Origin of the sequence: Variovorax sp. JS1663 (assembly GCF_002157355.1) — a bacterium.
Taxonomy (GTDB): domain Bacteria; phylum Pseudomonadota; class Gammaproteobacteria; order Burkholderiales; family Burkholderiaceae_C; genus Variovorax.
This window is the reverse complement of sequence record NZ_LYMK01000029.1, coordinates 25947-46626: the sequence shown is the minus strand read 5'-3', so window position 1 is coordinate 46626 and position 20680 is coordinate 25947. Positions and strand designations below refer to the sequence as shown.

Sequence of the window (20680 nt, the reverse complement as noted above, 5' to 3'; positions counted from 1 at the left end):
CCGTGAATGACCACTACAAGTTCGCCTCCCTGCTCACGCTGACGCGCGAGCCCTTTCCCGCGTCCACCAAGAGCACCATCGTCAGTCCGCGACGCCCCGACATCCAGGTGCCGGTGCGCGACGTGCACCTGACCAACGGCGAGGTCGTGTCGCTCTACGACACTTCCGGGCCCTACACCGATCCCGCGGCCGAGATCGACGTGCGCCGCGGCCTGCCCAGCGTGCGCGGGGCGTGGATCGCCGAGCGCAACGACACCGAGCCCTACATCGGCCGCGTGCGCCAGATGCTCGACGACGGCGCCACCCATGCCGACCGCGACGCGCAGAAACTGGCCGGGCTTCGCGCCGCCGCCTCCGGCCTGCAGCGCCAGCCGCGCCGCGCCGTATCCGGACGCAATGTGACGCAGATGCACTACGCCCGCCGCGGCATCGTCACCCCCGAGATGGAATACGTGGCGCTGCGCGAGAACGGCCGGCGCGAGTGGATGGCCGAGTACCTGGCCGATGCGGCGCGCGAAAAGCGCCTGGCCGGAAACCCGATGGGCGCGCAGATCCCGAAGCTCATCACGCCCGAGTTCGTGCGCGACGAAGTGGCGCGCGGCCGCGCCATCATCCCCGCCAACATCAACCACTCCGAAGTCGAGCCGATGGCGATCGGCCGCAACTTCCTGGTCAAGATCAACGCCAACATCGGCAACTCGGCCGTGACCTCCAGCATCGAGGAGGAGGTGGAGAAACTCGTGTGGGCAATCCGCTGGGGCGCCGACAACGTGATGGACCTCTCCACCGGCCGCAACATCCACACCACGCGCGACTGGATCGTGCGCAACAGCCCGGTGCCCATCGGCACCGTGCCGATCTATCAGGCGCTCGAGAAGGTGGGCGGCGTGGCCGAAGACCTGACCTGGGAGATCTACCGCGACACGCTGGTCGAGCAGGCCGAGCAGGGGGTGGACTACTTCACCATCCATGCCGGCTTGCGCCTGCCCTTCATCCACCTGACCGCGGACCGCCGCACCGGCATCGTCTCGCGCGGCGGCTCGATCATGGCCAAGTGGTGCATCGCCCACCACAAGGAGAGCTTCCTCTACACGCACTTCGAGGACATCTGCGAGATCATGAAGGCCTACGACGTGAGCTTCTCGCTCGGCGACGGCCTGCGTCCCGGCTGCGCGGCCGATGCCAACGACGAGGCCCAGTTCGCCGAGCTGCGCACCCTGGGCGAGCTCACGCAGATCGCATGGAAGCATGATGTCCAGACCATGATCGAGGGCCCCGGCCACGTGCCCATGCACATGGTCCAGGCCAACATGGACGAGCAGCTCAAGCACTGCCACGAGGCGCCCTTCTACACGCTGGGGCCGCTGACCATCGACATCGCGCCGGGCTACGACCACATCGCCAGCGCCATCGGCGCCGCCATGATCGGCTGGGCCGGCACCGCGATGCTGTGCTACGTCACGCCCAAGGAGCACCTGGGCCTGCCCGACCGCGAGGATGTGAAGCAGGGCATCATCGCCTACAAGATCGCGGCCCATGCGGCCGATGTGGCGAAGGGCCATCCAGGCGCGCGGGCGCGCGACGACGCGCTGTCCAAGGCGCGCTTCGAGTTCCGGTGGCAGGACCAGTTCAACCTGGGCCTGGACCCGGACACCGCGCGCGAGTTCCATGACGAGACCCTGCCCAAGGACGCCAGCAAGGTGGCGCATTTCTGCTCCATGTGCGGGCCGAAGTTCTGCTCGATGAAGATCACGCAGGAGGTGCGGGAGTACGCGGCCTCGCGCGGCCTCGACGAGAAGGCGGCGGTGGCCGATGGCATGGCCGGCAAGTCGGCCGAGTTCAAGGCGGCGGGCGGCGAGATGTACATCCCGATCCAGACGGCCTGAGCCAGCAGCGGCATGGAACGGCATGAAGTGGTGGTTACCATCGCTTCATGCCTTCTCTTCCCTTCGACGCCGTCCTCTTCGATTGCGACGGCGTCCTCGTCGACTCCGAACCCATCACCAACCGCGTGCTCGCCGAGATGCTCGGCGAGCTGGGCTGGCAGCTCAGCGCGCAGGAGGCGATGCGCATCTTCACCGGCAAGGCGGTCCGCGACGAAACCGCGCTGATCGAGGCGAAGACCGGCTTCACCGTCACGCCCGACTGGCTGGCCGAATTCTGGCAGCGGCGCAATGCGGCGCTGGACAGCGAGCTGATCGAGATCGCCGGCGCGCCGGTCGCGGTGCGCGCCCTGCATCGCGCGCTGGACGGCCGCATCGCCTGCGCGTCGGGCGCCGACCGGCACAAGGTGCGCCTGCAACTGGAGAAGGTGGGGCTGCTCGATGCCTTCGAAGGCCGCATCTTCAGCGGCCACGAGACGCCGCGCTCCAAGCCCGCGCCCGACGTCTACCTGGCGGCCGCCGCGGCGCTGGGCGTGGACCCGGCCCGCTGCGCGGTGGTGGAGGACACGGTGACCGGCGCCACCGCCGGCGTCGCGGCCGGCGCCACGGTGTTCGGCTACAGCCCCGGCGACCTGGGTCACAGCGGCCCGGAGGCGCTGCGGGCGGCCGGCGTGGCGCACGTGTTCAGCGACATGGCGCAGTTGCCAGCGCTGCTGGCGGCCTGGCCCGCCGTGCCGGCCTGATCAGTCGCGCTTCCGGACGGCGGCCTTGGCCATCGCGGTCAGCGCCTGGGTCATGGCCTGCGCGCGGGTAGACCAGAAGCGCGCAATGAGCTGGTCGGCGTTCTTTTCGACATGAGGGTGAACCCGAGAGCGGCCCGAGGTGGCGGCAAACTCGATCAGCGCCGCGTATTCGGAAGTGTCGGTGTCGGGAATCTGCATGCCTCGATCCTAGGCGGAGAAGGGGACGCCGCCTGTCGGCGTTGAGCGCATGCGGCGGCGGGGCGGCGAACTTTGTCACAAATTCTCGCCGCGCGACAACCCCTCCTTTTGTCCAGTTGCGCCGGTGCGCCGGAATGCCCCCGGGGTCATCCCGGACCAGGTGCGAAAGGCGCGCGAGAAGCTTTTCTCGTTGCGAAATCCGACCCCGAGCGCGATGTTCTTGATCGGCCGCTCGGTGCGCCGCAACTGCTCGGCCGCCTGCTCGTGGCGCACCGCGTCCTTGAGCTGCTGCAGCGAGAGGCCTTCTTCCTGCAGCTGCCGGTGCAGGGTGCGCGCCGAGACGTTGAGCAGCACGGCCAGCGATTCCGCCGTGGCTGCCTGCCGGCCCTGCGCGCGCAGCAGCTCGCGCACCCGCTGCCCCAGCAGCCGGTCGCGGCGGTACTGCAGCACCGTCAGCGGCAGGGCGCGCCGCAGCATGGTCCGCAGCGTCTGCTCGTCGCGGCGCAGCGGCAGTGCCAGGTAGCGCTCGTCGAAGCTGTAGCTCGCGGCCTCGGCACCGAAATGCAGCTCGCCGCCGAACATCAGCGGGTAGGCATCGTGGTGCGGCGGCGCCTCGAAGGGAAAGCGCGCCGACCGCAGCGAGACGCGCGAATCGATCACCCAGGAGGCGTAGCCATGCAGGAAGCGCAGGTTGGACACCAGGCAGAACTCGCGCAGCGCGCCCAGCGCCACGTGTTCGCGGATCGTGACCGTGGCCAGCCCGTCCGCCACCGTGAGCTCGAGGCCGATGTCCTCGGTCAGCAGGCGGTGATGGCGGCACCAGCGCTTGATCGCCACGCCCAGGTTGGGCGCGCTCAGCGAGGCCCGGCACAGCATGCCGTAGGTGCCCCAGGGCAGGCGGCGGCGGAACCAGCCCAGCGCCTCGTCGTCCAGCTCCTGCATCGCGTGGCCCGACAGCGTCTCGAACTGGGCCGCCGTCACGCGGGCCTGCGGTCGGGCCAGCTCGCGCGGCGCAATCTGTGCCTGAGCCAGGGCCTGCGACGGATCCTTGCCGTAGCGCTCGTAGCCCAGCACGATCGCTCGCACGAAGGCCATGGGCGTGGCAGCGCGGCTGGCTGGCTTGAAAGGGGAGGCGGTCACGGATCTTCGGAATTTCGATGGCGCAATATGCAACCATTGTGACGCCAAATGCAACGGCACCCGGCGTAAGCTGCGGCTGCCGCGCGGGATTTCCGACGCGACCGAACCCGCACCCCAGGAGACAGCCCCATGCACGACCCCGGCCTCAACTTCGACCTCGGCGAGACCATCGACTCGCTGCGCAACGCGATCGCCGACTTCGCCGCCCACGAGATCGCGCCGCGCGCCGCCGAGATCGACCGCGAGAACCTCTTCCCGCACGACCTGTGGAAGAAGCTCGGCGAGCTCGGCCTGCACGGCATGACGGTGAAAGAGGAATACGGCGGCACCGAGCTCGGCTACCTGGCCCACATCGTGGCGATGGAAGAGGTCTCGCGCGCCTCCGCCTCGGTCGGCCTGTCCTATGGCGCCCACTCCAACCTCTGCGTCAACCAGATCCACCGCAACGGCAGCGAAGCCCAGAAGAAGAAGTACCTGCCCAAGCTGGTGAGCGGCGAGCACGTCGGCGCGCTGGCGATGAGCGAGCCCAATGCCGGCTCCGACGTGGTCAGCATGAAGCTGCGCGCCGAGAAGAAGGGCGACCGCTACGTGCTCAACGGCGGCAAGATGTGGATCACCAACGGCGGCGACGCCGACACCCTGGTCATCTACGCCAAGACCGAGCCCGAGATGGGCGCGCGCGGCATGACTGCCTTCATCGTGGAGAAGAGCTTCAAGGGCTTCTCCGCCGGCACCAAGCTGGACAAACTGGGCATGCGCGGCTCCAACACCTTCCCGCTGTTCTTCGACAACTGCGAGGTGCCGGAGGAGAACGTGCTGGGCGGGGAGGGCCAGGGCGCCAGGGTGCTGATGAGCGGCCTGGACTACGAGCGCGCCGTGCTGTCGGGCGGACCGCTCGGCATCATGGCCGCCTGCATGGACGCGGTGATCCCCTTCGTGCACGAGCGCAAGCAGTTCGGCCAGAGCATCGGAGAGTTCCAGCTGATGCAGGGCAAGCTGGCCGACATGTACTCCACCTGGCAGGCCACCCGCGCCTACGTCTATGCCGTGGGCAAGGCCTGTGATCGCGCCGACCATGCGCGCACCTTCCGCAAGGACGCGGCCGGCGCCATCCTCTACTCGGCCGAGAAGGCGACCTGGATGGCCGGCGAGGCGATCCAGGCCCTGGGCGGCGTCGGCTACACCAAGGAGTTCCCGGTCGAGCGGCTGTGGCGCGATGCCAAGCTGTACGAGATCGGGGCCGGCACCAGCGAGATCCGCCGCATGCTGATCGGGCGCGAACTGTTCGCCGAGACGGCGTGATGATTCCCTCTCCCTTTGGGAGAGGTTAGGGTGAGGGCACCGGCCGTATCCGTCGCAACGCCGGTTTCAAAGGTCCGATGCCCTCACCCCCGCCCTCTCCCAGGGGGAGAGGGAGCAAAAACAGGAGACGGTATGGCATTGACTGAGAGCATCGACCGCGGTCCCACGAACGTCCCGCTGATCGAGCAGACCATCGGCGACTTCTTCGACGACATGGCGCGCCGCCAGGGCGGTCGCGACGCGCTGGTCAGCGCGCACGAGGGCCGGCGCCTGAGCTACCTCGAGCTGCAGCGCGAGGCCGACCGCCTGGCCAGCGCGCTGCTCTCGCTGGGCCTCGTGCCCGGGGACCGCATCGGCATCTGGTCGCACAACAACGTGGCCTGGGTGCTGATGCAGATCGCCACCGCCAAGGTCGGCCTCGTCCTGGTCAACATCAACCCGGCCTACCGTACCGCCGAGCTCGAGTACGCGCTCAACAAGGTGGGCTGCAAGGTGCTGGTCACGATGAAGAGCTTCAAGACCAGCGACTACGTGGGCATGCTGCGCGAGCTGGCGCCCGAGCTGGCGGGCGCGCAGCCCGGCGCCCTCCAGGCGGCCCGGCTGCCGCATCTGCGCACCGTGGCCTGGATCGACGTCGAGGGGCAGGGCGAGGACCTGCCGGGTCTGACGCGGTTCTCCGCCCTGCTGGAAAAGGGCCGGTCCGACGACCCGCGCGTGTCCGAGGTCGCGAAGACGCTGAAGGCCACCGACCCGGTCAACATCCAGTTCACCAGCGGCACCACCGGCTTCCCCAAGGGCGCCACGCTCACCCACCGCAACATCCTCAACAACGGCTTCTTCATCGGCGAGTGCATGAAGCTCACGCCGGAGGACCGGCTGTGCATCCCGGTGCCGCTCTACCACTGCTTCGGCATGGTGCTGGGCAACCTGGCCTGCCTCACGCACGGCGCCGCCATCGTCTACCCGAACGACGGCTTCGACCCGCTCACCGTGCTGCAGACCGTGCAGGACGAGCGCTGCACCGGCCTGCACGGCGTGCCGACCATGTTCATCGCCGAGCTGGACCATCCGCGCTTCCAGGAGTTCGACCTGAGCTCGCTGCGCACCGGCATCATGGCCGGCTCGCCGTGTCCGACCGAGGTGATGAAGCGGGTGGTGGACCAGATGCACCTGTCGGAGATCACCATCGCCTACGGCATGACCGAGACCAGCCCGGTAAGCTGCCAGAGCTCCACCGACACGCCGCTGGACAGGCGCGTCTCCACCGTCGGCAAGGTACAGCCGCACCTGGAGATCAAGATCGTCGACCCGGAGACCGGCGCCATCGTCGCGCCAGGCGCCTCGGGCGAGTTCTGCACCCGCGGCTACTCGGTGATGCACGGCTACTGGGAGGACGAGGAGAAGACCCGCGAGGCCATCGACCCCGAGGGCTGGATGCACACCGGCGACCTCGCCACCATGGATGCCGAGGGCTACGTCAACATCGTCGGCCGCATCAAGGACCTGGTGATCCGCGGCGGCGAGAACATCTACCCGCGCGAGATCGAGGAGTTCCTCTACCGACATCCGAAGATCCAGGACGTGCAGGTGGTCGGCCTGCCCGACAGGAAATACGGCGAGGAGCTGTGCGCCTGGATCATCGCCAAGCCGGGCCAGCAGCTCACGGCCGACGAGGTGCGCGCATTCTGCAAGGGGCAGATCGCGCACTACAAGGTCCCGAAGTACATCGAGTTCGTCAAGGAGTTCCCGATGACCGTGACTGGCAAGATCCAGAAATTCAAGATCCGCGAAGCGATGAAGCAGCAACTCGGACTCGACGACGAAAAAACCGCATAAGCAATCGCATGAGCCAACTCGAAACCAAACTGAATGCCCGCTCGGCGGAGTTCCAGGCCAATGCCGCCGCCATGCGCGCGCTGGTGGAAGACCTGCACACCCAGTTCGCCAAGGTGGAGGCCGGCGGCGGCGAGGCCGCGCGCAGCAAGCACACCGCGCGCGGCAAGCTGCTGCCGCGCGACCGCGTGGCGCATCTGCTGGACCCCGGCACGCCCTTCCTCGAGATCGCACCGCTGGCGGCCCACGCGATGTACCACGGCGCGGCGCCTGGCGCCGGCCTGATCGCCGGCATCGGCCGCGTGAGCGGTGTGGACTGCATGATCGTGTGCAACGACGCGACCGTGAAGGGCGGCACCTACTACCCCATGACGGTCAAGAAGCACCTGCGCGCGCAGGAGATCGCCGAGCAGAACCGTCTGCCCTGCATCTACCTGGTCGACTCGGGCGGCGCCAATCTGCCCAACCAGGACGAAGTGTTCCCCGACCGCGACCACTTCGGCCGCATCTTCTACAACCAGGCCAACATGAGCGCGCAGGGCATCGCCCAGATCGCGGTGGTGATGGGCTCCTGCACGGCCGGCGGCGCCTACGTGCCGGCGATGAGCGACGAGTCCATCATCGTCAAGGAGCAGGGCACCATCTTCCTGGGCGGCCCGCCGCTCGTGAAGGCGGCCACCGGCGAGGTGGTGACGGCGGAGGACCTGGGCGGCGGCGACGTACACACGCGGCTTTCGGGCGTGGCCGACCACCTGGCGCAGAACGACCTGCATGCGCTGGCGCTGGCGCGCACGGCAGTTGCGAACCTCAATGCCCAGAGTGGCGGCCAACCCGCATCGGAGACGCGCGAGTCCCGCCTGCCGGCCTTCCCCGCCGAAGAGCTCTACGGCGTGATCCCCACCGACACCCGCAAGCCCTTCGACGTGCGCGAGATCATCGCCCGCGTCGTCGACGGCAGCGAGTTTCACGAGTTCAAGGCCCGCTTCGGCGCCACTTTGGTCTGCGGCTTCGCCGAGATCGAAGGCATGCCGGTCGGCATCGTGGCCAACAACGGCATCCTGTTCTCCGAGTCGGCACAGAAGGGGGCGCACTTCATCGAGCTGTGCGGCCACCGGAAGATCCCGCTGGTGTTCCTGCAGAACATCACCGGCTTCATGGTCGGGCGCAAGTACGAGAACGAGGGCATCGCGCGCCACGGCGCCAAGATGGTGACGGCGGTGGCCACCGTCAACGTGCCCAAGTTCACCATCATCATCGGCGGCAGCTTCGGCGCCGGCAACTACGGCATGTGCGGCCGCGCCTATTCGCCGCGCTTCCTCTGGATGTGGCCCAACGCGCGCATCAGCGTGATGGGCGGCGAGCAGGCCTCCAGCGTGCTCGCCACCGTCAAGCGCGACGGCATCGAGGCCAAGGGCGGCCAGTGGAGCGCCGAGGAAGAGGAAGCCTTCAAGGCCCCCATACGCCAGCAGTACGAGCAGCAGGGCCACCCCTATTACGCCACCGCCCGACTGTGGGACGACGGCATCATCGACCCGGCCGACACGCGCCGCGTGCTGGCCCTGGGTCTGGCTGCCGCGCGGCACGCGCCGGTGCCAGAGCCGAAGTTCGGCGTTTTCCGGATGTAGAGAGGAGAGGCCATGTCGCTGCAGAACTACTTCTCGAGCCTCGCGCGCTACCACGTGTGGGCCACGCACAAGCTGCTCGACGTCAATCTCAAGAGCCTGTCCGATGCGGACTGGCGGCGCGACTGCGGCCTCTACTTCCGCTCGGTGCACGGCACCGTCAACCACCTGCTGGTGACCGACAACATCTGGTTTGCGCGCTTTGCCGAAGGCCATTCGCCGCGCATCCCGCTGAACACCGAGCTGCACGCGGAGCGCGCGGCCGTGTGCGAGGCGCTGCGCCAGGCGGTCACGCGCTGGACGCCCTGGCTCGCCACGTTCGCGCCCGAGCGTTACGACGGCCAGCTGGCCTACACGCGCAACAACGGCGAGCAGGTGAACATTCCCTTCGCGCCGGCGCTGGGCCATGTGTTCAACCATGCGACTCACCATCGCGGGCAGCTCACGGCGGCGTTGACGGGCATGGTCCAGCCGGGGCCCGAGCTGGATTGGGTCTACCTGCTTCAGCAGGAAGCGAAGCAATGAACGAACGGAAGCACGGCGCATGAGCAACTTCACCACCTTGGAACTCGGCTTTGATGGCGCGGTCGCGCGCATCTGGCTCAATCGCCCGGAATTGCGCAATGCCTTCGACGATGTCGTCATCCGCGAGCTGAGCGACGCCTTCTCGCAGGCCAGCGCGGCGCCGGAGGTGCGGGCCATCGTGCTCGGCGCCAACGGCCCGGCCTTCTGCGCCGGCGCCAACCTCAACTGGATGCGCCGCGCGGCCGAGTTCACGCACGAACAGAACCTCGCCGATGCCGGCGGGCTGGCGCAGATGCTGCGCACCATCCACGACAGTCCCAAGCCGGTCATCGCCCGTGTACAGGGCGACGTCTATGCCGGCGGCATGGGGCTGGTGGCCGCCTGCGACGTGGCGGTGTCGGTGGACACGGCCTGGTACTGCCTGAGCGAGGTGAAGATCGGCCTGATCCCCGCCACCATCAGCCCCTACGTACTGCGCGCCATGGGCACGCGTGCCGCGCAGCGCTGGTTTCTCACGGCCGAGCGCTTCGGCGCCGCCGAGGCGCACCGCATCGGCTTCGTGCACGAGGTGGTCGCGGCCGATGCGCTCGACGCCAAGGTGGCGGAGATCGTCAAGGCTTTCACGAGCGCCAGTCCGGCGGCGGTGCGCGCCTGCAAGCAGCTCATCGCCGATGTCGCCGGCCGAGAGATCGACGACGCCCTGATCGAAAAGACCGTGCAAGGCATCGCCGACATCCGCGCCAGCGAGGAAGGCCGCGAGGGCGTGCAGGCCTTCCTGCAAAAGCGCAAGCCTTCCTGGATCGTCGGCTGAAGGCCTGCTGCGAATGACCCAGCTCGACCTGCCCCAGCTGCTCGCCCTGGCCGCCGCCATCGGCTGGGCCAGCGGCGTGCGCCTCTACCTGGTGGTGCTGCTGACGGGGCTGGCCGGCTACCTCGGCTGGGTACCGCTGCCGAACGGCCTGCAAATGCTCGCGCATCCGGTGGTGATCGCGGCCAGCGGCTTCATGGTCTTCATCGAATTCTTCGCCGACAAGATTCCGGGCCTCGATTCGCTCTGGGACATGGTCCACACCGTGATCCGCATCCCCGCCGGCGCAGCCCTCGCGGCCAGCGTGTTCGGCGCCGACCACGCGCTGATGGCGGTGGTCGCCGCACTGCTGGGCGGCAGCTTCGCCGCGACGGCGCACGTGGCCAAGTCCACCACGCGCGCGGCCATCAACACCTCGCCCGAGCCCTTCAGCAACGTGGGCGCCTCGCTGGTCGAAGACGGGATGGTGCCGGCGGGCCTGTGGCTCGCGGTGGCGCATCCGTTCGTGTTCATGCTGGTCTTCATTGCGCTGCTGGTGCTCTCGGTCTGGCTGATCCGCAAGAGCTGGCGCTTCCTGCGTGCGCTGTTCTCGCGCCTGGCCCGCATCTTCAGCGGCAAGCCCGATCCCGGCGTGACGCCCGCCTTCCGCGTCCCACGGCGCGAGGACGGCCAAGTCTAGTTTTTTTGTAACAGCGCGGGCGGCGAGAAGCCGGCCGGTTGGATGACGTTGAGGCAAAGATGATTCGAACGGCGGCGAACGTCGCGCAATCCGCATGCATTGATCCGGCAACCGCTTGTTTGCGGTGCGCCGGGCGCCTGCCTACGATGCGCGGCCCGAGCACCGTGGAACAAGGAACGCATCCATGCCGTCACTGAATCCTCCGTCGCCACCCACCGCCCCTTCGCGCAATGCCGACTGGCAGCAGCGCAGCCGGCGCCATGTGTGGCATCCCTGCACGCAGAGCATCCGCCTCGAGGCGGTGCCGCCGCTGCCCATCGCCCGCGGCGAGGGCGTCTGGCTCATCGACCACGATGGCCGGCGCTACCTCGACGCCACCAGCTCCTGGTGGGTCAACCTGTTCGGCCATGCGCATCCGGCCATCAATGCCGCGCTGCGCGAGCAGCTCGACACGCTGCCGCACGTGATGCTGGCCGGCTGCACCCATGCGCCGGCGGTCGAGCTGGCCGAGCGCCTGTCCGCGCTGACCGGGCATGCGCTGGGCCATTGCTTCTACGCCTCCGACGGCGCCTCGGCCGTGGAGATTGCCCTGAAGATGAGCTTCCATGCCTGGCGCAACGCCGGCCGCGGCGGCAAGCGCGGCTTCGTCGCGCTGCGCGGGGGCTACCACGGCGAGACCCTGGGCGCGCTGCACGTGACCGACGTGGCCGTGTTCCGCGATGCCTATGCGCCGCTGCTGCGCGACGTCCATCTCGCCCCGTCGCCGGATGCGCGCGGCGGCCGGCCGGGCGAGGACGCGCCGGCGGTGGCCCGCCGCGCCGCCGATGCACTCGACGCCTTGCTGGCCGAGCGGCACGACAGCATCGCCGCCGTCATCGTCGAGCCGCTGGTGCAGTGCGCCGCCGGCATGGCGATGCACGACCCCGAGTACCTGCGCCGCGTGCGCGCGGCCTGCGACCGCCATGGCGTGCACCTGATCGCCGACGAGATCGCCGTCGGCTGCGGGCGCAGCGGCAGCTTCTTCGCCTGCGAGCAGGCGGGCATCTGGCCCGACTTCCTGTGCCTGTCGAAGGGCATCAGCGGCGGCTACCTGCCGCTCGCCCTGGTGATGACGCGCGAGGCCATCTACCAGGGCTTCGTCGACGAGGACGTGGCGCGCAGCTTCCTGCATTCGCATTCCTACACCGGCAATGCGCTGGCCTGCCGCGCGGCGCTGGCGACGCTGGACCTGTTCGAGCGGGAGGACGTGCTGAGCCGCAACCGGGGGCGCGCCGCGCGCATCCTGCAGCGGCTGCGCGAGGGGCTGGACCCGTCTCGCGCCGAGCACCTGCGGCAGCGCGGGATGATCACCGCCTTCGACGTGCGCCAATCCGGACCGCGCTTCGCCGAGCGCTTCCATCTCGCTGCGCGCAGGCAGGGCCTGCTGATGCGCCCGATCGGCAGCACCGTCTACCTGATGCCGCCCTACGTGATCGGAGATGCCGAGATCGATCGGCTGGTCGAAGGCACCCTGGCCACGCTCGATGCCGTGGCGGCGTCCCGGACGGCGGAGGACCGCGATGTCGCGCTTGCTTGACCGCCTCCAGCACGAGATCGAGGCGCTCGACGCCCAGTCGCTGCGCCGCCGCCGCCAGATCGCCGAGACGCCCTGCGCGCCAGAGCAGCGTCTCACGCTGGCCGGCGCCGCGGCGCCGCGCACCATGCTGGCTTTCAGCAGCAACGACTACCTGGGCCTGGCCGCGCATCCCGCGCTGGCCGCGGCGCTGGCCGAGGGCGCTGCCCGCTACGGCGCCGGCAGCGGCGGCTCGCACCTGATCCTCGGCCATTCGCGCGCCCATGCGCAGCTCGAGGAGCGGCTGGCCGGCTGGATGGCGCCCCACATCCCCGAGGCGCAGAGCCTGTTCTTCTGCACCGGCTACATGGCCAACCTGGCGGTGCTGTCGGCGCTCGGCGGCGCCGACGCGGTGATCTTCTCCGAGACGCTCAACCATGCCTCGCTGATCGACGGCACCCGGCTGGCCCGGGCAAGCGTCCGGCGCTACCCGCACTGCGACATGCGGGCCCTCGACACGCAGCTTGGCGCCTGCGATGCGCCGGTCAAGGTGATCGTCAGCGATGCCGTGTTCAGCATGGACGGCAACATCGCCCCCGTGGCCGAGCTGCTGGCGCTGGCCGAGCGCCACGATGCCTGGCTGGTGCTGGACGACGCGCACGGCTTCGGCGTGCTGGGCGCGCGCGGCCACGGCGTGCTGGAGGCCACCGGCCTGCGCTCCGAGCGGCTGATTCTGATCGGTACGCTGGGCAAGGCGGCCGGCGTGTCGGGCGCCTTCGTGGCTGCGCACCGCACCGTGATCGACTACCTGGTGCAGCGCGCGCGCACCTACATCTTCACCACCGCCGCGCCGCCGGCCATCGCGCACGCGCTGCTCACCAGCCTGGACCTGATCGAGGGCGAGGAGGGCGCCCGGCGCCGGGCGCAGCTGCGCGCGCGCATCGCGCAACTGCGCGAGGGCGTGCACGCGCTGCTGCCGGCCGACGGCAGCGCCTGGATGCCCGATTCGCCGACCGCGATCCAGCCGCTGATCGTGGGCGACAACGCGCGCGCCATGCAGCTGTCGGCGCAGCTCGACGGCTTCGGCCTGCGCGTCGGTGCGATCCGCCCGCCCACCGTGCCCGCCGGCACCGCGCGGCTGCGCATCGCGCTGTCGGCCAGCCATGGCGAGGCCGATGTCGCGCGGCTGGTCGATGCCCTGGGGCGGGCGTTGGCCCAGCCCTGGAAGGAGGCGGCATGACGCTGCACTGCTTCGTGACCGGCACCGACACCGGTGTCGGAAAGACGCTGATCAGCAGCGCTCTGCTGTTCTCGCTCGCGTCCTCGGGCCTGCGCGCCGTCGGCATGAAGCCGGTGGCCGCGGGCGTCGAGCAGATCGATGGCGCATGGGCCAACGAGGACGTGCTGCGCCTCGACGCCGCGGGCAACGTCGACGCGCCGCTCGCGCTGCGCTGCCCCTGCCTGCTGCGTGCGCCGATGTCGCCACACCTGGCCGCGCGGGAAGAGGGCGTTCGCATCGAATTGCCAAAGCTGCGCGGCGCCTACGAGGCCCTCGCGCAGCGCGCCGACGCGGTCGTGGTGGAAGGGGCGGGCGGCTTCCGTGTGCCCCTGGCCGAGGACCTCGACGGCGCCGACCTCGCGCAGGTGCTGGGCCTGCCGGTCATCCTCGTGGTGGGCCTGCGGCTCGGCTGCCTCAACCATGCGCTGCTGACGGCCGAGGCCATCCGCGCCCGCGGCCTGCGGCTCGCCGGCTGGGCCGGCAGCGTGATCGATCCCCACATGCTGGCCCTGCAGGCCAACATCGACACCCTGCGCGAGCGCCTCGGCGCCCCGCTCATCGGCGTGGTGCCGCACCTGGCCGCGCCTGATGCCGCCAGCGCCGCCCGCCACCTCGACCTGCGCGCCCTGCGCAGCGACGCGGCACTGGCCGCCTGAAACGAACACCAAGCAAAACCCCATGGAACACACCCTCAGCTTCATCGATCGCAAGGCCGCGCAGCACGCCATCCCCCAGGACGCCGACTGGCGCGTCGAACGCGTCGCCGCCCTCTTCGAGCTGCCCTTCAACGACCTGCTGTTCCGCGCCCAGCAGGTGCACCGCGCACATTTCGATGCCAACACCGTGCAGCTCTCCACCCTGCTGTCGATCAAGACCGGCGGCTGCGAGGAGGACTGCGGCTACTGCCCGCAGAGCGCGCACCACGACGCCGGCGTCAAGGCCGAGAAGCTCATGGCCCTGGACGAGGTGCTCGCCGCGGCCCAGGCCGCCAAGGACAACGGCGCCAGCCGCTTCTGCATGGGGGCCGCCTGGCGCAGCCCCAAGGACAGGCACCTCGAACCGGTGATGGACATGGTGCGCGGCGTCAAGGCCATGGGCCTGGAGACCTGCGTCACGCTCGGCATGCTCAAGGCCGAGCAGGCGCGGCAGCTCAAGGACGCCGGCCTCGACTACTACAACCACAACCTCGACAGCGCGCCCGAGTTCTACGACAAGATCATCACCACCCGCACCTACCAGGACCGCCTCGACACCCTGGGCCACGTGCGCGAGGCCGGCATCAACGTCTGCTGCGGCGGCATCGTCGGCATGGGCGAGTCGCGCCTGGAGCGCGCCGGGCTGATCGCGCAACTGGCGAACCTCGACCCCTACCCCGAGTCGGTGCCCATCAACAACCTGGTGCAGGTCGAGGGCACGCCCCTGGCCGGCACCGAGCCGCTCGATCCCTTCGAGTTCGTCCGCACCATCGCCGTGGCGCGCATCACCATGCCCAGGACCATGGTGCGCCTGTCCGCCGGCCGCGAGCAGATGGACGAGGCCCTGCAGGCGCTGTGCTTCATGGCCGGCGCCAATTCCATCTTCTACGGCGATCGCCTGCTGACCACCGCCAACCCGCAAGCCGCGAAGGACCGCGCGCTGCTGGCGCGGCTGGGCATGCGGACGAGCGACGCCTGAGTCTTTTTCCCGCCCACAAGGAAGCCCCTGCCATGTTCAAGAAGATCCTCATCGCCAACCGCGGCGAAATCGCCTGCCGCGTTGCCGCCACCGCGCGCCGCATGGCCATCCGCACGGTCGCCGTCTACTCCGATGCCGACGCGCATGCCAACCACGTGCACGCCTGCGACGAGTCGGTGCACCTGGGCGGCAGCGCGCCCAAGGACAGCTACCTGCGGTGGGAGAAGATCCTGGAAGCGGCCAAGGCCACCGGCGCCCAGGCCGTGCACCCGGGCTACGGCTTCCTGAGCGAAAACGAGGACTTCGCGCGCGCCTGTGCCGAGGCCGGCCTGGTCTTCATCGGCCCGCCGCCGTCGGCCATCCAGGCCATGGGCCTGAAGGCCGAGTCCAAGCAACTGATGGAGAAGGCCGGCGTGCCCCTGGTGCCCGGCTACCACGGCAAGGACCAGGATCCGGAGCTGCTCGCGCGCGAGGCCGGCCGCATCGGCTACCCGGTGCTGATCAAGGCCAGCGCCGGCGGCGGCGGCAAGGGCATGCGCGTGGTGGAGAAGGCGGCCGACTTCGCCGCCGCGCTCGCCTCCTGCCAGCGCGAGGCCATCAACAGCTTCGGCGACGACGCGGTGCTGGTCGAGAAATACGTGCAGCGCCCGCGCCACATCGAGATCCAGGTCTTCGGCGACACGCAGGGCCACTACGTCTACCTGTTCGAGCGCGACTGCTCGGTGCAGCGGCGCCACCAGAAGGTGCTGGAGGAGGCGCCCGCGCCCGGCATGACCGAGGCGATGCGGCGCGAGATGGGCGAGGCCGCGGTGGCCGCCGCGCGCGCGGTGAAGTACGTGGGCGCCGGCACGGTGGAATTCATCGTCGAGCAGCGCGGCGATGGAACCATGAACTTTTTTTTCATGGAGATGAACACGCGCCTGCAGGTGGAGCATCCGGTGACCGAGGCGATCACCGGCCTGGACCTCGTCGAATGGCAACTGCGTGTCGCGTCGGGCGAGCCGCTGCCGCTGAAGCAGGAGCAGCTGCAGATCAACGGCCATGCGATCGAGGCCCGCATCTGCGCCGAGAACCCCGACAACAACTTCCTGCCCGCCACCGGCACCCTGCGCGTCTACCGCAAGCCGCAGGCCACGGCCTTCCAGCGCAGCCGCGTGCGCATCGACGACGGCGTGCGCGAGGGCGACACCATCTCGCCCTTCTACGATTCGATGATCGCCAAGCTGATCGTGCACGGCTCCACCCGCGAGGAGGCGCTGGCGCGGCTGGACGCGGCGCTGGCCCAGACGCACATCGTCGGCGTGGCGACCAACGTGCAGTTCCTGCGCGGCGTGCTGCGCACCGACTCCTTCGCGCATGCCAACCTGGACACCGCGCTGATCGAGCGCGAGCGCGCCGTGCTCTTCGACCGCGAGCCGCTGGGCCTGCCGCTGGCGGCGGCCTCGGCGGTGGTGCGCGTGCTGGTGGCCGAGCGCGCAGCAGCGCCGGCCGACCCGTTCGCCCGCCGTGATGGCTGGCGTGGCTTCGGTGAATACCAGCGCCGCTTCGACTTCGAGTTCCGCGGCGAGGAGCGCCAGGCGCTGCTGCGCTACAAGCGCGACGGCAGCCTGTGGCTGCAGGTGGGCGGGGTCGAAGGGCCGCTCGCCTTCGGGCCGCTGCCCGCGGGCCAGGTCGAGCTGCAGTTCGACGGCCTGCGGCGCACCCTGGACGTCTACGAAGAGGGCGCCACCACCCATGTCTTCGCCCCCGAGGGCGCGAGCCGCATCGTGGCCCTGGATCGCCTGGCCCATGCCGGAGATGCGCATGCGGAGGGCGGCCGGCTGACGGCGCCCATGCCGGGCAAGGTGGTGTCCTTCGCCGTCAAGGCCGGCGACAAGGTCAGTCGCGGCCAGGCGCTGGCGGTGATGGAGGCGATGAAGATGGAACACACCATCGCCGCGCCGGCGGATGGGACGGTCGAGGAACTCCTCTACCTGCCCGGCGACCAGGTGGCCGAGGGCGCGGAGCTGTTGCGCATTGCGGCTTAAGCTTGAAGGCATGCGAATCACCGTCTGCTTGACCCAAACCCGCCCGGAGCCCTGGGTAGAAGGCCTGCGCGCCGCGCTGCCCGATGCCGACATCCAAGCGTGGGAGCCCGGCGCCCCGCAGGCTGATCACGCGGTGGTCTGGGCTCCGCCGCAGGACTTCATCGATGCGCAACCGGGGTTGCGCGGCCTGTTCAACATCGGCGCCGGCGTCGATGCGCTGCTCCAGCTGAAGCTGCCGCCCGAGACCCAGGTCGTGCGCCTCGACGACGCCGGCATGTCGGTCCAGATGGCCGAGTACGTGTGCCATGCGCTGATCCGCCATTTCCGCGAGTTCGACTTCTACGAGGCCGAGGCGCGCGAGGGCCGCTGGGCGTTCCGCAAGCCGCGCGAGCGGGCGGACTTCGCGGTCGGCGTGATGGGCCTGGGCGTGCTGGGCGAGCGCGTGGCCCGGGCGATCGGGCAGTTCGAGTTCCCGGTCAATGGTTGGAGCCGCTCGCCCAAGGCGGTCGAGGGCCTGCGCTGCTTCGCCGGCGAGGCGGCCTTCGATGACTTCCTCGGCGCCAGCCGCGTGCTGGTCAACCTGCTGCCGCTGACCGAGGCCACCCGCGGCATCCTGAACAGCCGCAACCTCTCCCGCCTGAACCAGGGCGAGCCCGGCGGCTACCTGATCAACGTCGCGCGCGGCGCGCACCTGGTCGAGGCCGATCTGATTCCGCTCCTGGACAGTGGCCAGCTCGCCGGCGCGACGCTCGACGTGTTCGAGGTCGAGCCGCTGCCGGCCGACCATCCCTTCTGGCGCCATCCGAAGATCACCGTCACGCCGCATGGCTCGGCACGCACGATGCGCGAGGCCTCCATCGCCCAGATCGCCGGCAAGATCCGCGCGATCGAGCGGGGAGAGCCCGTGGCCGGCGTGGTCGATCCGAAGCGCGGATACTGAGCAACACCCCACGAGAGACACCGCCATGCAACTCCCCTCCCGCGTCAAGCTCGTCGACGTCGGCCCGCGCGACGGCCTGCAGAACGAGAAGCAGGCCGTTCCGGCCGAGGTCAAGATCGGCCTGGTGCATCGCCTGCAGGAAGCCGGCCTCAAGGAGATCGAGGTCACCAGCTTCGTCAGCCCCAAGTGGGTGCCGCAGATGGCGGACAACGCCGAGGTGATGCACGGTATCCGGCGCCAGGCCGGCGTGCGCTACTCGGTGCTCACGCCCAACATGAAGGGCTTCGAGGCTGCCATCGCCGCGCCGCGCGAGGAGTGGCCCGACGAGATCGTGGTCTTCGGCGCCGCCAGCGAGGCCTTCAGCCAGAAGAACATCAACTGCTCCATCGCCGAGAGCATCGAGCGCTTCCGGCCGGTGGCCGAGGCGGCGCGCGCGAAGGGGATCTTCGTGCGCGGTGCGATGTCGTGCACCGTCGGCTGCCCCTACGAGGGCGAGATCGCGCCCGAGCGCGTGGACATGCTGGCGAAGCTGATGAAGGGCATCGGCGTGCAGCACGTGGGCGTTGCCGACACCATCGGCGTGGGCACGCCGCTGAAGGTGCGGCGTGCGCTGGAGGCGACGCTCGCGCACTACGGCATCGACGAGGTGTCCGGCCACTACCACGACACCTACGGACAGGCCCTGTCCAATACCCTCGCCAGCCTGGAGCTGGGCATCTGGCAGTTCGACACCTCCGTCGGCGGGCTGGGCGGCTGCCCCTTCGCCAAGGGCGCGACGGGCAACGTGGCGACCGAGGACGTGGTCTACATGCTGCACGGCATGGGCATCGAGACCGGCATCGACCTCGACCAGCTCATCGATGCGGGCGTCTACATCAACCAGGCGCTGGGCCGCGAGCCGAACTCGCGCGTGTCCAAGGCCATCCGCACCAAGAGACAAGGCTGAGCATGTGTGGTGCTGAAGTCAACGGCCTGCCCGATGGCGTGCAGCGTGTCGCGCGCCTTCTGCAGGAAAGAGGTCACCCGCATTCGCCGCGCATGCTCGATGATGCCTGCCGCACCGCGCAGCAGGCTGCCGACGCGCTGGGCATCTCGGTCGCGCAGATCGCCAAGAGCATCGTGTTCCGCCGCAAGAGCGACGAGGCGGCGGTGCTGGTCGTGACCTCGGGCGACAAGCGGGTGGACGAGAAGAAGGTCGAGGCACTGGTCGGCGCGAAGCTGGGAAGGGCCGATGCCGAGTTCGTCAAGCGCACGACCGGCTTCTCGATCGGCGGCGTCTCGCCCTTCGCGCATGCCACGGCGCCGGTGATGCTGATCGACCGCGAGCTGTTCCGCTTCGAGGAGGTCTGGGCCGCGGCGGGTCACCCGCACGCGGTGGTGCAGCTCACGCCGCGCGATCTTGAAGCCCTGACCGGCGCGCCGGTGGTGGACGTGGTGTGAGCGTGGAGGAGGCACTGACGCTGATCGAGCGCGCGGTCGCGGCGCGCGGTGTGCCGCAGGACGTGCCCTCGCCCTGCATCTCGGTGTGCCGCATGGATGCCGCGAGCGGCTTCTGCGAAGGGTGCCTCCGCACCATCGACGAGATCGCGGCCTGGCGCACGATGGACGACGCGGACAAGCGCGCCGTCTGGCGCGCGGTCGAGCTGCGTGCGGAGGCCGGTTTTCTGGTGTCGGCGGAGGACAGGCCGTGAAGCAGATCGTTTTTCACCTGGACTTCATCTCCCCGTACGCTTACCTGGCCTTCGAGCACCTGCCGCAGGCGCTCGAGGGCCTGGGCTACAACGTGGCCTACCGGCCGGTGCTGCTGGGCGCGCTGCTCAAGCACCATGGCCAGCTGGGGCCGGCCGAGATCCCGGCGAAGCGGGCCTGGACCTACAGGCAGGTGCTGTGGCTGGGGCGGGCCCACGGCATTGCCATCGAGATGCCGGCCTTGCACCCCTTCAACCCGCTGCCGCATCTGCGGCTGGCGCTGGCGACCACGAAGGATGGCGACATCAGCCGCCATGTGGCCGAGACCCTCTTTCGCCATGTCTGGCAAGGCGGTGGCGAGCCGGGCGATGGGGGCCGGCTGGCCGCACTGGCCGCCCAGTTGCGCCTGCAGCGGGATGCGGGCGGCGACGAGGTCAAGGCCCAGCTCAAGGCCAACACCGACGCCGCCGTTGCCGGCGGCGTGTTCGGCGTGCCGGCCTTCGAGGTCGACGGACGCTGCTTCTGGGGCTTCGACGGCTTGGCGATGCTCGCCGCCTGCCTGCGCGGCGACGCGTGGTTCCAGGGCCCCGACTGGGATGCCGCGCCGGCCCGCCCATCGCTGCTGCGCAGCGGCAAACCCTGAGGCAAACCCTGAATTTCTTACAGGCTGAAACGCGCGCACCGGGTTTCACCTTAAATCGTCAGCGACGATTCAGTTTGGCGAAAGCCTAGGGTCAGTCGACGCTCCAAGAATTCGATCACGCCCCACGCCGTGGGTCGAATATT

Annotated in this window: 20 protein-coding genes; 18 read left to right on the top strand and 2 right to left on the bottom strand. The window is 69.5% G+C overall.

Features of this window, described 5'->3' with window-relative positions; genetic code table 11:
* Window positions 1-2 precede the first annotated feature (2 nt).
* Together thiC and A8M77_RS22535 are read left to right on the top strand one after the other, a co-directional pair.
* Complete coding sequence (thiC, locus tag A8M77_RS22540) at window positions 3-1886, top strand: phosphomethylpyrimidine synthase ThiC (protein WP_086923745.1); 1884 nt, start codon at window positions 3-5, stop codon at window positions 1884-1886.
* Window positions 1887-1933: 47 nt separating this feature from the next.
* Entirely contained in the window at window positions 1934-2626 is a 693-nt protein-coding gene (locus tag A8M77_RS22535) for an HAD family hydrolase (RefSeq protein ID WP_086923744.1), read from the top strand.
* Here the strand turns inward: A8M77_RS22535 and A8M77_RS22530 are convergent, their stop codons facing one another.
* A complete protein-coding gene (locus A8M77_RS22530) occupies window positions 2627-2824 on the bottom strand; it encodes a hypothetical protein (RefSeq protein WP_086923743.1) in 198 nt (65 codons plus the stop codon).
* 75 nt (window positions 2825-2899) lie between these two features.
* Entirely contained in the window at window positions 2900-3919 is a 1020-nt protein-coding gene (locus A8M77_RS22525) for an AraC family transcriptional regulator (RefSeq protein ID WP_086923742.1), read from the bottom strand.
* A 174-nt stretch (window positions 3920-4093) separates the two neighbouring features.
* Between A8M77_RS22525 and A8M77_RS22520 the strand changes: the two genes are divergently transcribed.
* The 16 genes from A8M77_RS22520 (at window position 4094) to A8M77_RS22445 (ending at window position 20537) form a co-directional block, all read left to right on the top strand.
* The gene (locus A8M77_RS22520) at window positions 4094-5266 is read left to right on the top strand and encodes an isovaleryl-CoA dehydrogenase (RefSeq protein ID WP_086923741.1); all 1173 of its coding nucleotides are present in this window, start codon (window positions 4094-4096) and stop codon (window positions 5264-5266) included.
* Between the two features lie 132 nt (window positions 5267-5398).
* Window positions 5399-7102 (top strand): AMP-binding protein, encoded by a 1704-nt coding sequence (locus tag A8M77_RS22515; protein WP_086923740.1) that lies wholly within the window; start codon window positions 5399-5401, stop codon window positions 7100-7102.
* A gap of 8 nt (window positions 7103-7110) precedes the next feature.
* The gene (locus A8M77_RS22510; RefSeq protein WP_086923739.1) at window positions 7111-8724 is read left to right on the top strand and encodes a carboxyl transferase domain-containing protein; all 1614 of its coding nucleotides are present in this window, start codon (window positions 7111-7113) and stop codon (window positions 8722-8724) included.
* Between the two features lie 12 nt (window positions 8725-8736).
* Window positions 8737-9246: a DinB family protein gene (locus A8M77_RS22505; protein ID WP_086923738.1), complete on the top strand. Its 510-nt coding sequence runs from the start codon at window positions 8737-8739 to the stop codon at window positions 9244-9246.
* A gap of 19 nt (window positions 9247-9265) precedes the next feature.
* Window positions 9266-10057, top strand: a complete 792-nt coding sequence (locus A8M77_RS22500) for an enoyl-CoA hydratase/isomerase family protein (RefSeq protein ID WP_086923737.1) — start codon at window positions 9266-9268, stop codon at window positions 10055-10057.
* Between the two features lie 13 nt (window positions 10058-10070).
* Window positions 10071-10733 carry a DUF4126 domain-containing protein gene (locus tag A8M77_RS22495; protein WP_086923736.1) on the top strand — a complete coding sequence of 221 codons (663 nt, stop codon included), beginning with the start codon at window positions 10071-10073 and terminating at the stop codon, window positions 10731-10733.
* 184 nt (window positions 10734-10917) lie between these two features.
* Window positions 10918-12309 (top strand): adenosylmethionine--8-amino-7-oxononanoate transaminase, encoded by a 1392-nt coding sequence (locus A8M77_RS22490; RefSeq protein WP_086923735.1) that lies wholly within the window; start codon window positions 10918-10920, stop codon window positions 12307-12309.
* Entirely contained in the window at window positions 12293-13525 is a 1233-nt protein-coding gene (gene bioF, locus A8M77_RS22485) for an 8-amino-7-oxononanoate synthase (protein ID WP_086923734.1), read from the top strand. Before A8M77_RS22490 ends, bioF begins: the two co-directional genes overlap by 17 nt.
* Window positions 13522-14220, top strand: coding sequence for a dethiobiotin synthase (gene bioD, locus A8M77_RS22480; RefSeq protein WP_086923733.1), 699 nt, complete (start codon window positions 13522-13524; stop codon window positions 14218-14220). The genes bioF and bioD overlap by 4 nt, the downstream gene beginning before the upstream one ends.
* 22 nt (window positions 14221-14242) lie before the next feature.
* Window positions 14243-15238, top strand: a complete 996-nt coding sequence (bioB, locus tag A8M77_RS22475; protein WP_086923732.1) for a biotin synthase BioB — start codon at window positions 14243-14245, stop codon at window positions 15236-15238.
* 32 nt (window positions 15239-15270) lie between these two features.
* Window positions 15271-17265 (top strand): acetyl/propionyl/methylcrotonyl-CoA carboxylase subunit alpha, encoded by a 1995-nt coding sequence (locus A8M77_RS22470; RefSeq protein WP_086923731.1) that lies wholly within the window; start codon window positions 15271-15273, stop codon window positions 17263-17265.
* 10 nt (window positions 17266-17275) lie between these two features.
* A complete protein-coding gene (locus tag A8M77_RS22465) occupies window positions 17276-18205 on the top strand; it encodes a 2-hydroxyacid dehydrogenase (RefSeq protein ID WP_086923730.1) in 930 nt (309 codons plus the stop codon).
* Window positions 18206-18230: 25 nt separating this feature from the next.
* Window positions 18231-19151 carry a hydroxymethylglutaryl-CoA lyase gene (locus A8M77_RS22460; RefSeq protein ID WP_086923729.1) on the top strand — a complete coding sequence of 307 codons (921 nt, stop codon included), beginning with the start codon at window positions 18231-18233 and terminating at the stop codon, window positions 19149-19151.
* Window positions 19152-19153: 2 nt separating this feature from the next.
* A complete protein-coding gene (locus A8M77_RS22455; RefSeq protein ID WP_086923728.1) occupies window positions 19154-19645 on the top strand; it encodes a YbaK/EbsC family protein in 492 nt (163 codons plus the stop codon).
* A 2-nt stretch (window positions 19646-19647) separates the two neighbouring features.
* Window positions 19648-19896 carry a DUF1289 domain-containing protein gene (locus A8M77_RS36945; protein ID WP_238136925.1) on the top strand — a complete coding sequence of 83 codons (249 nt, stop codon included), beginning with the start codon at window positions 19648-19650 and terminating at the stop codon, window positions 19894-19896.
* A complete protein-coding gene (locus tag A8M77_RS22445) occupies window positions 19893-20537 on the top strand; it encodes a 2-hydroxychromene-2-carboxylate isomerase (protein WP_086923727.1) in 645 nt (214 codons plus the stop codon). Before A8M77_RS36945 ends, A8M77_RS22445 begins: the two co-directional genes overlap by 4 nt.
* Window positions 20538-20680 lie beyond the last annotated feature (143 nt).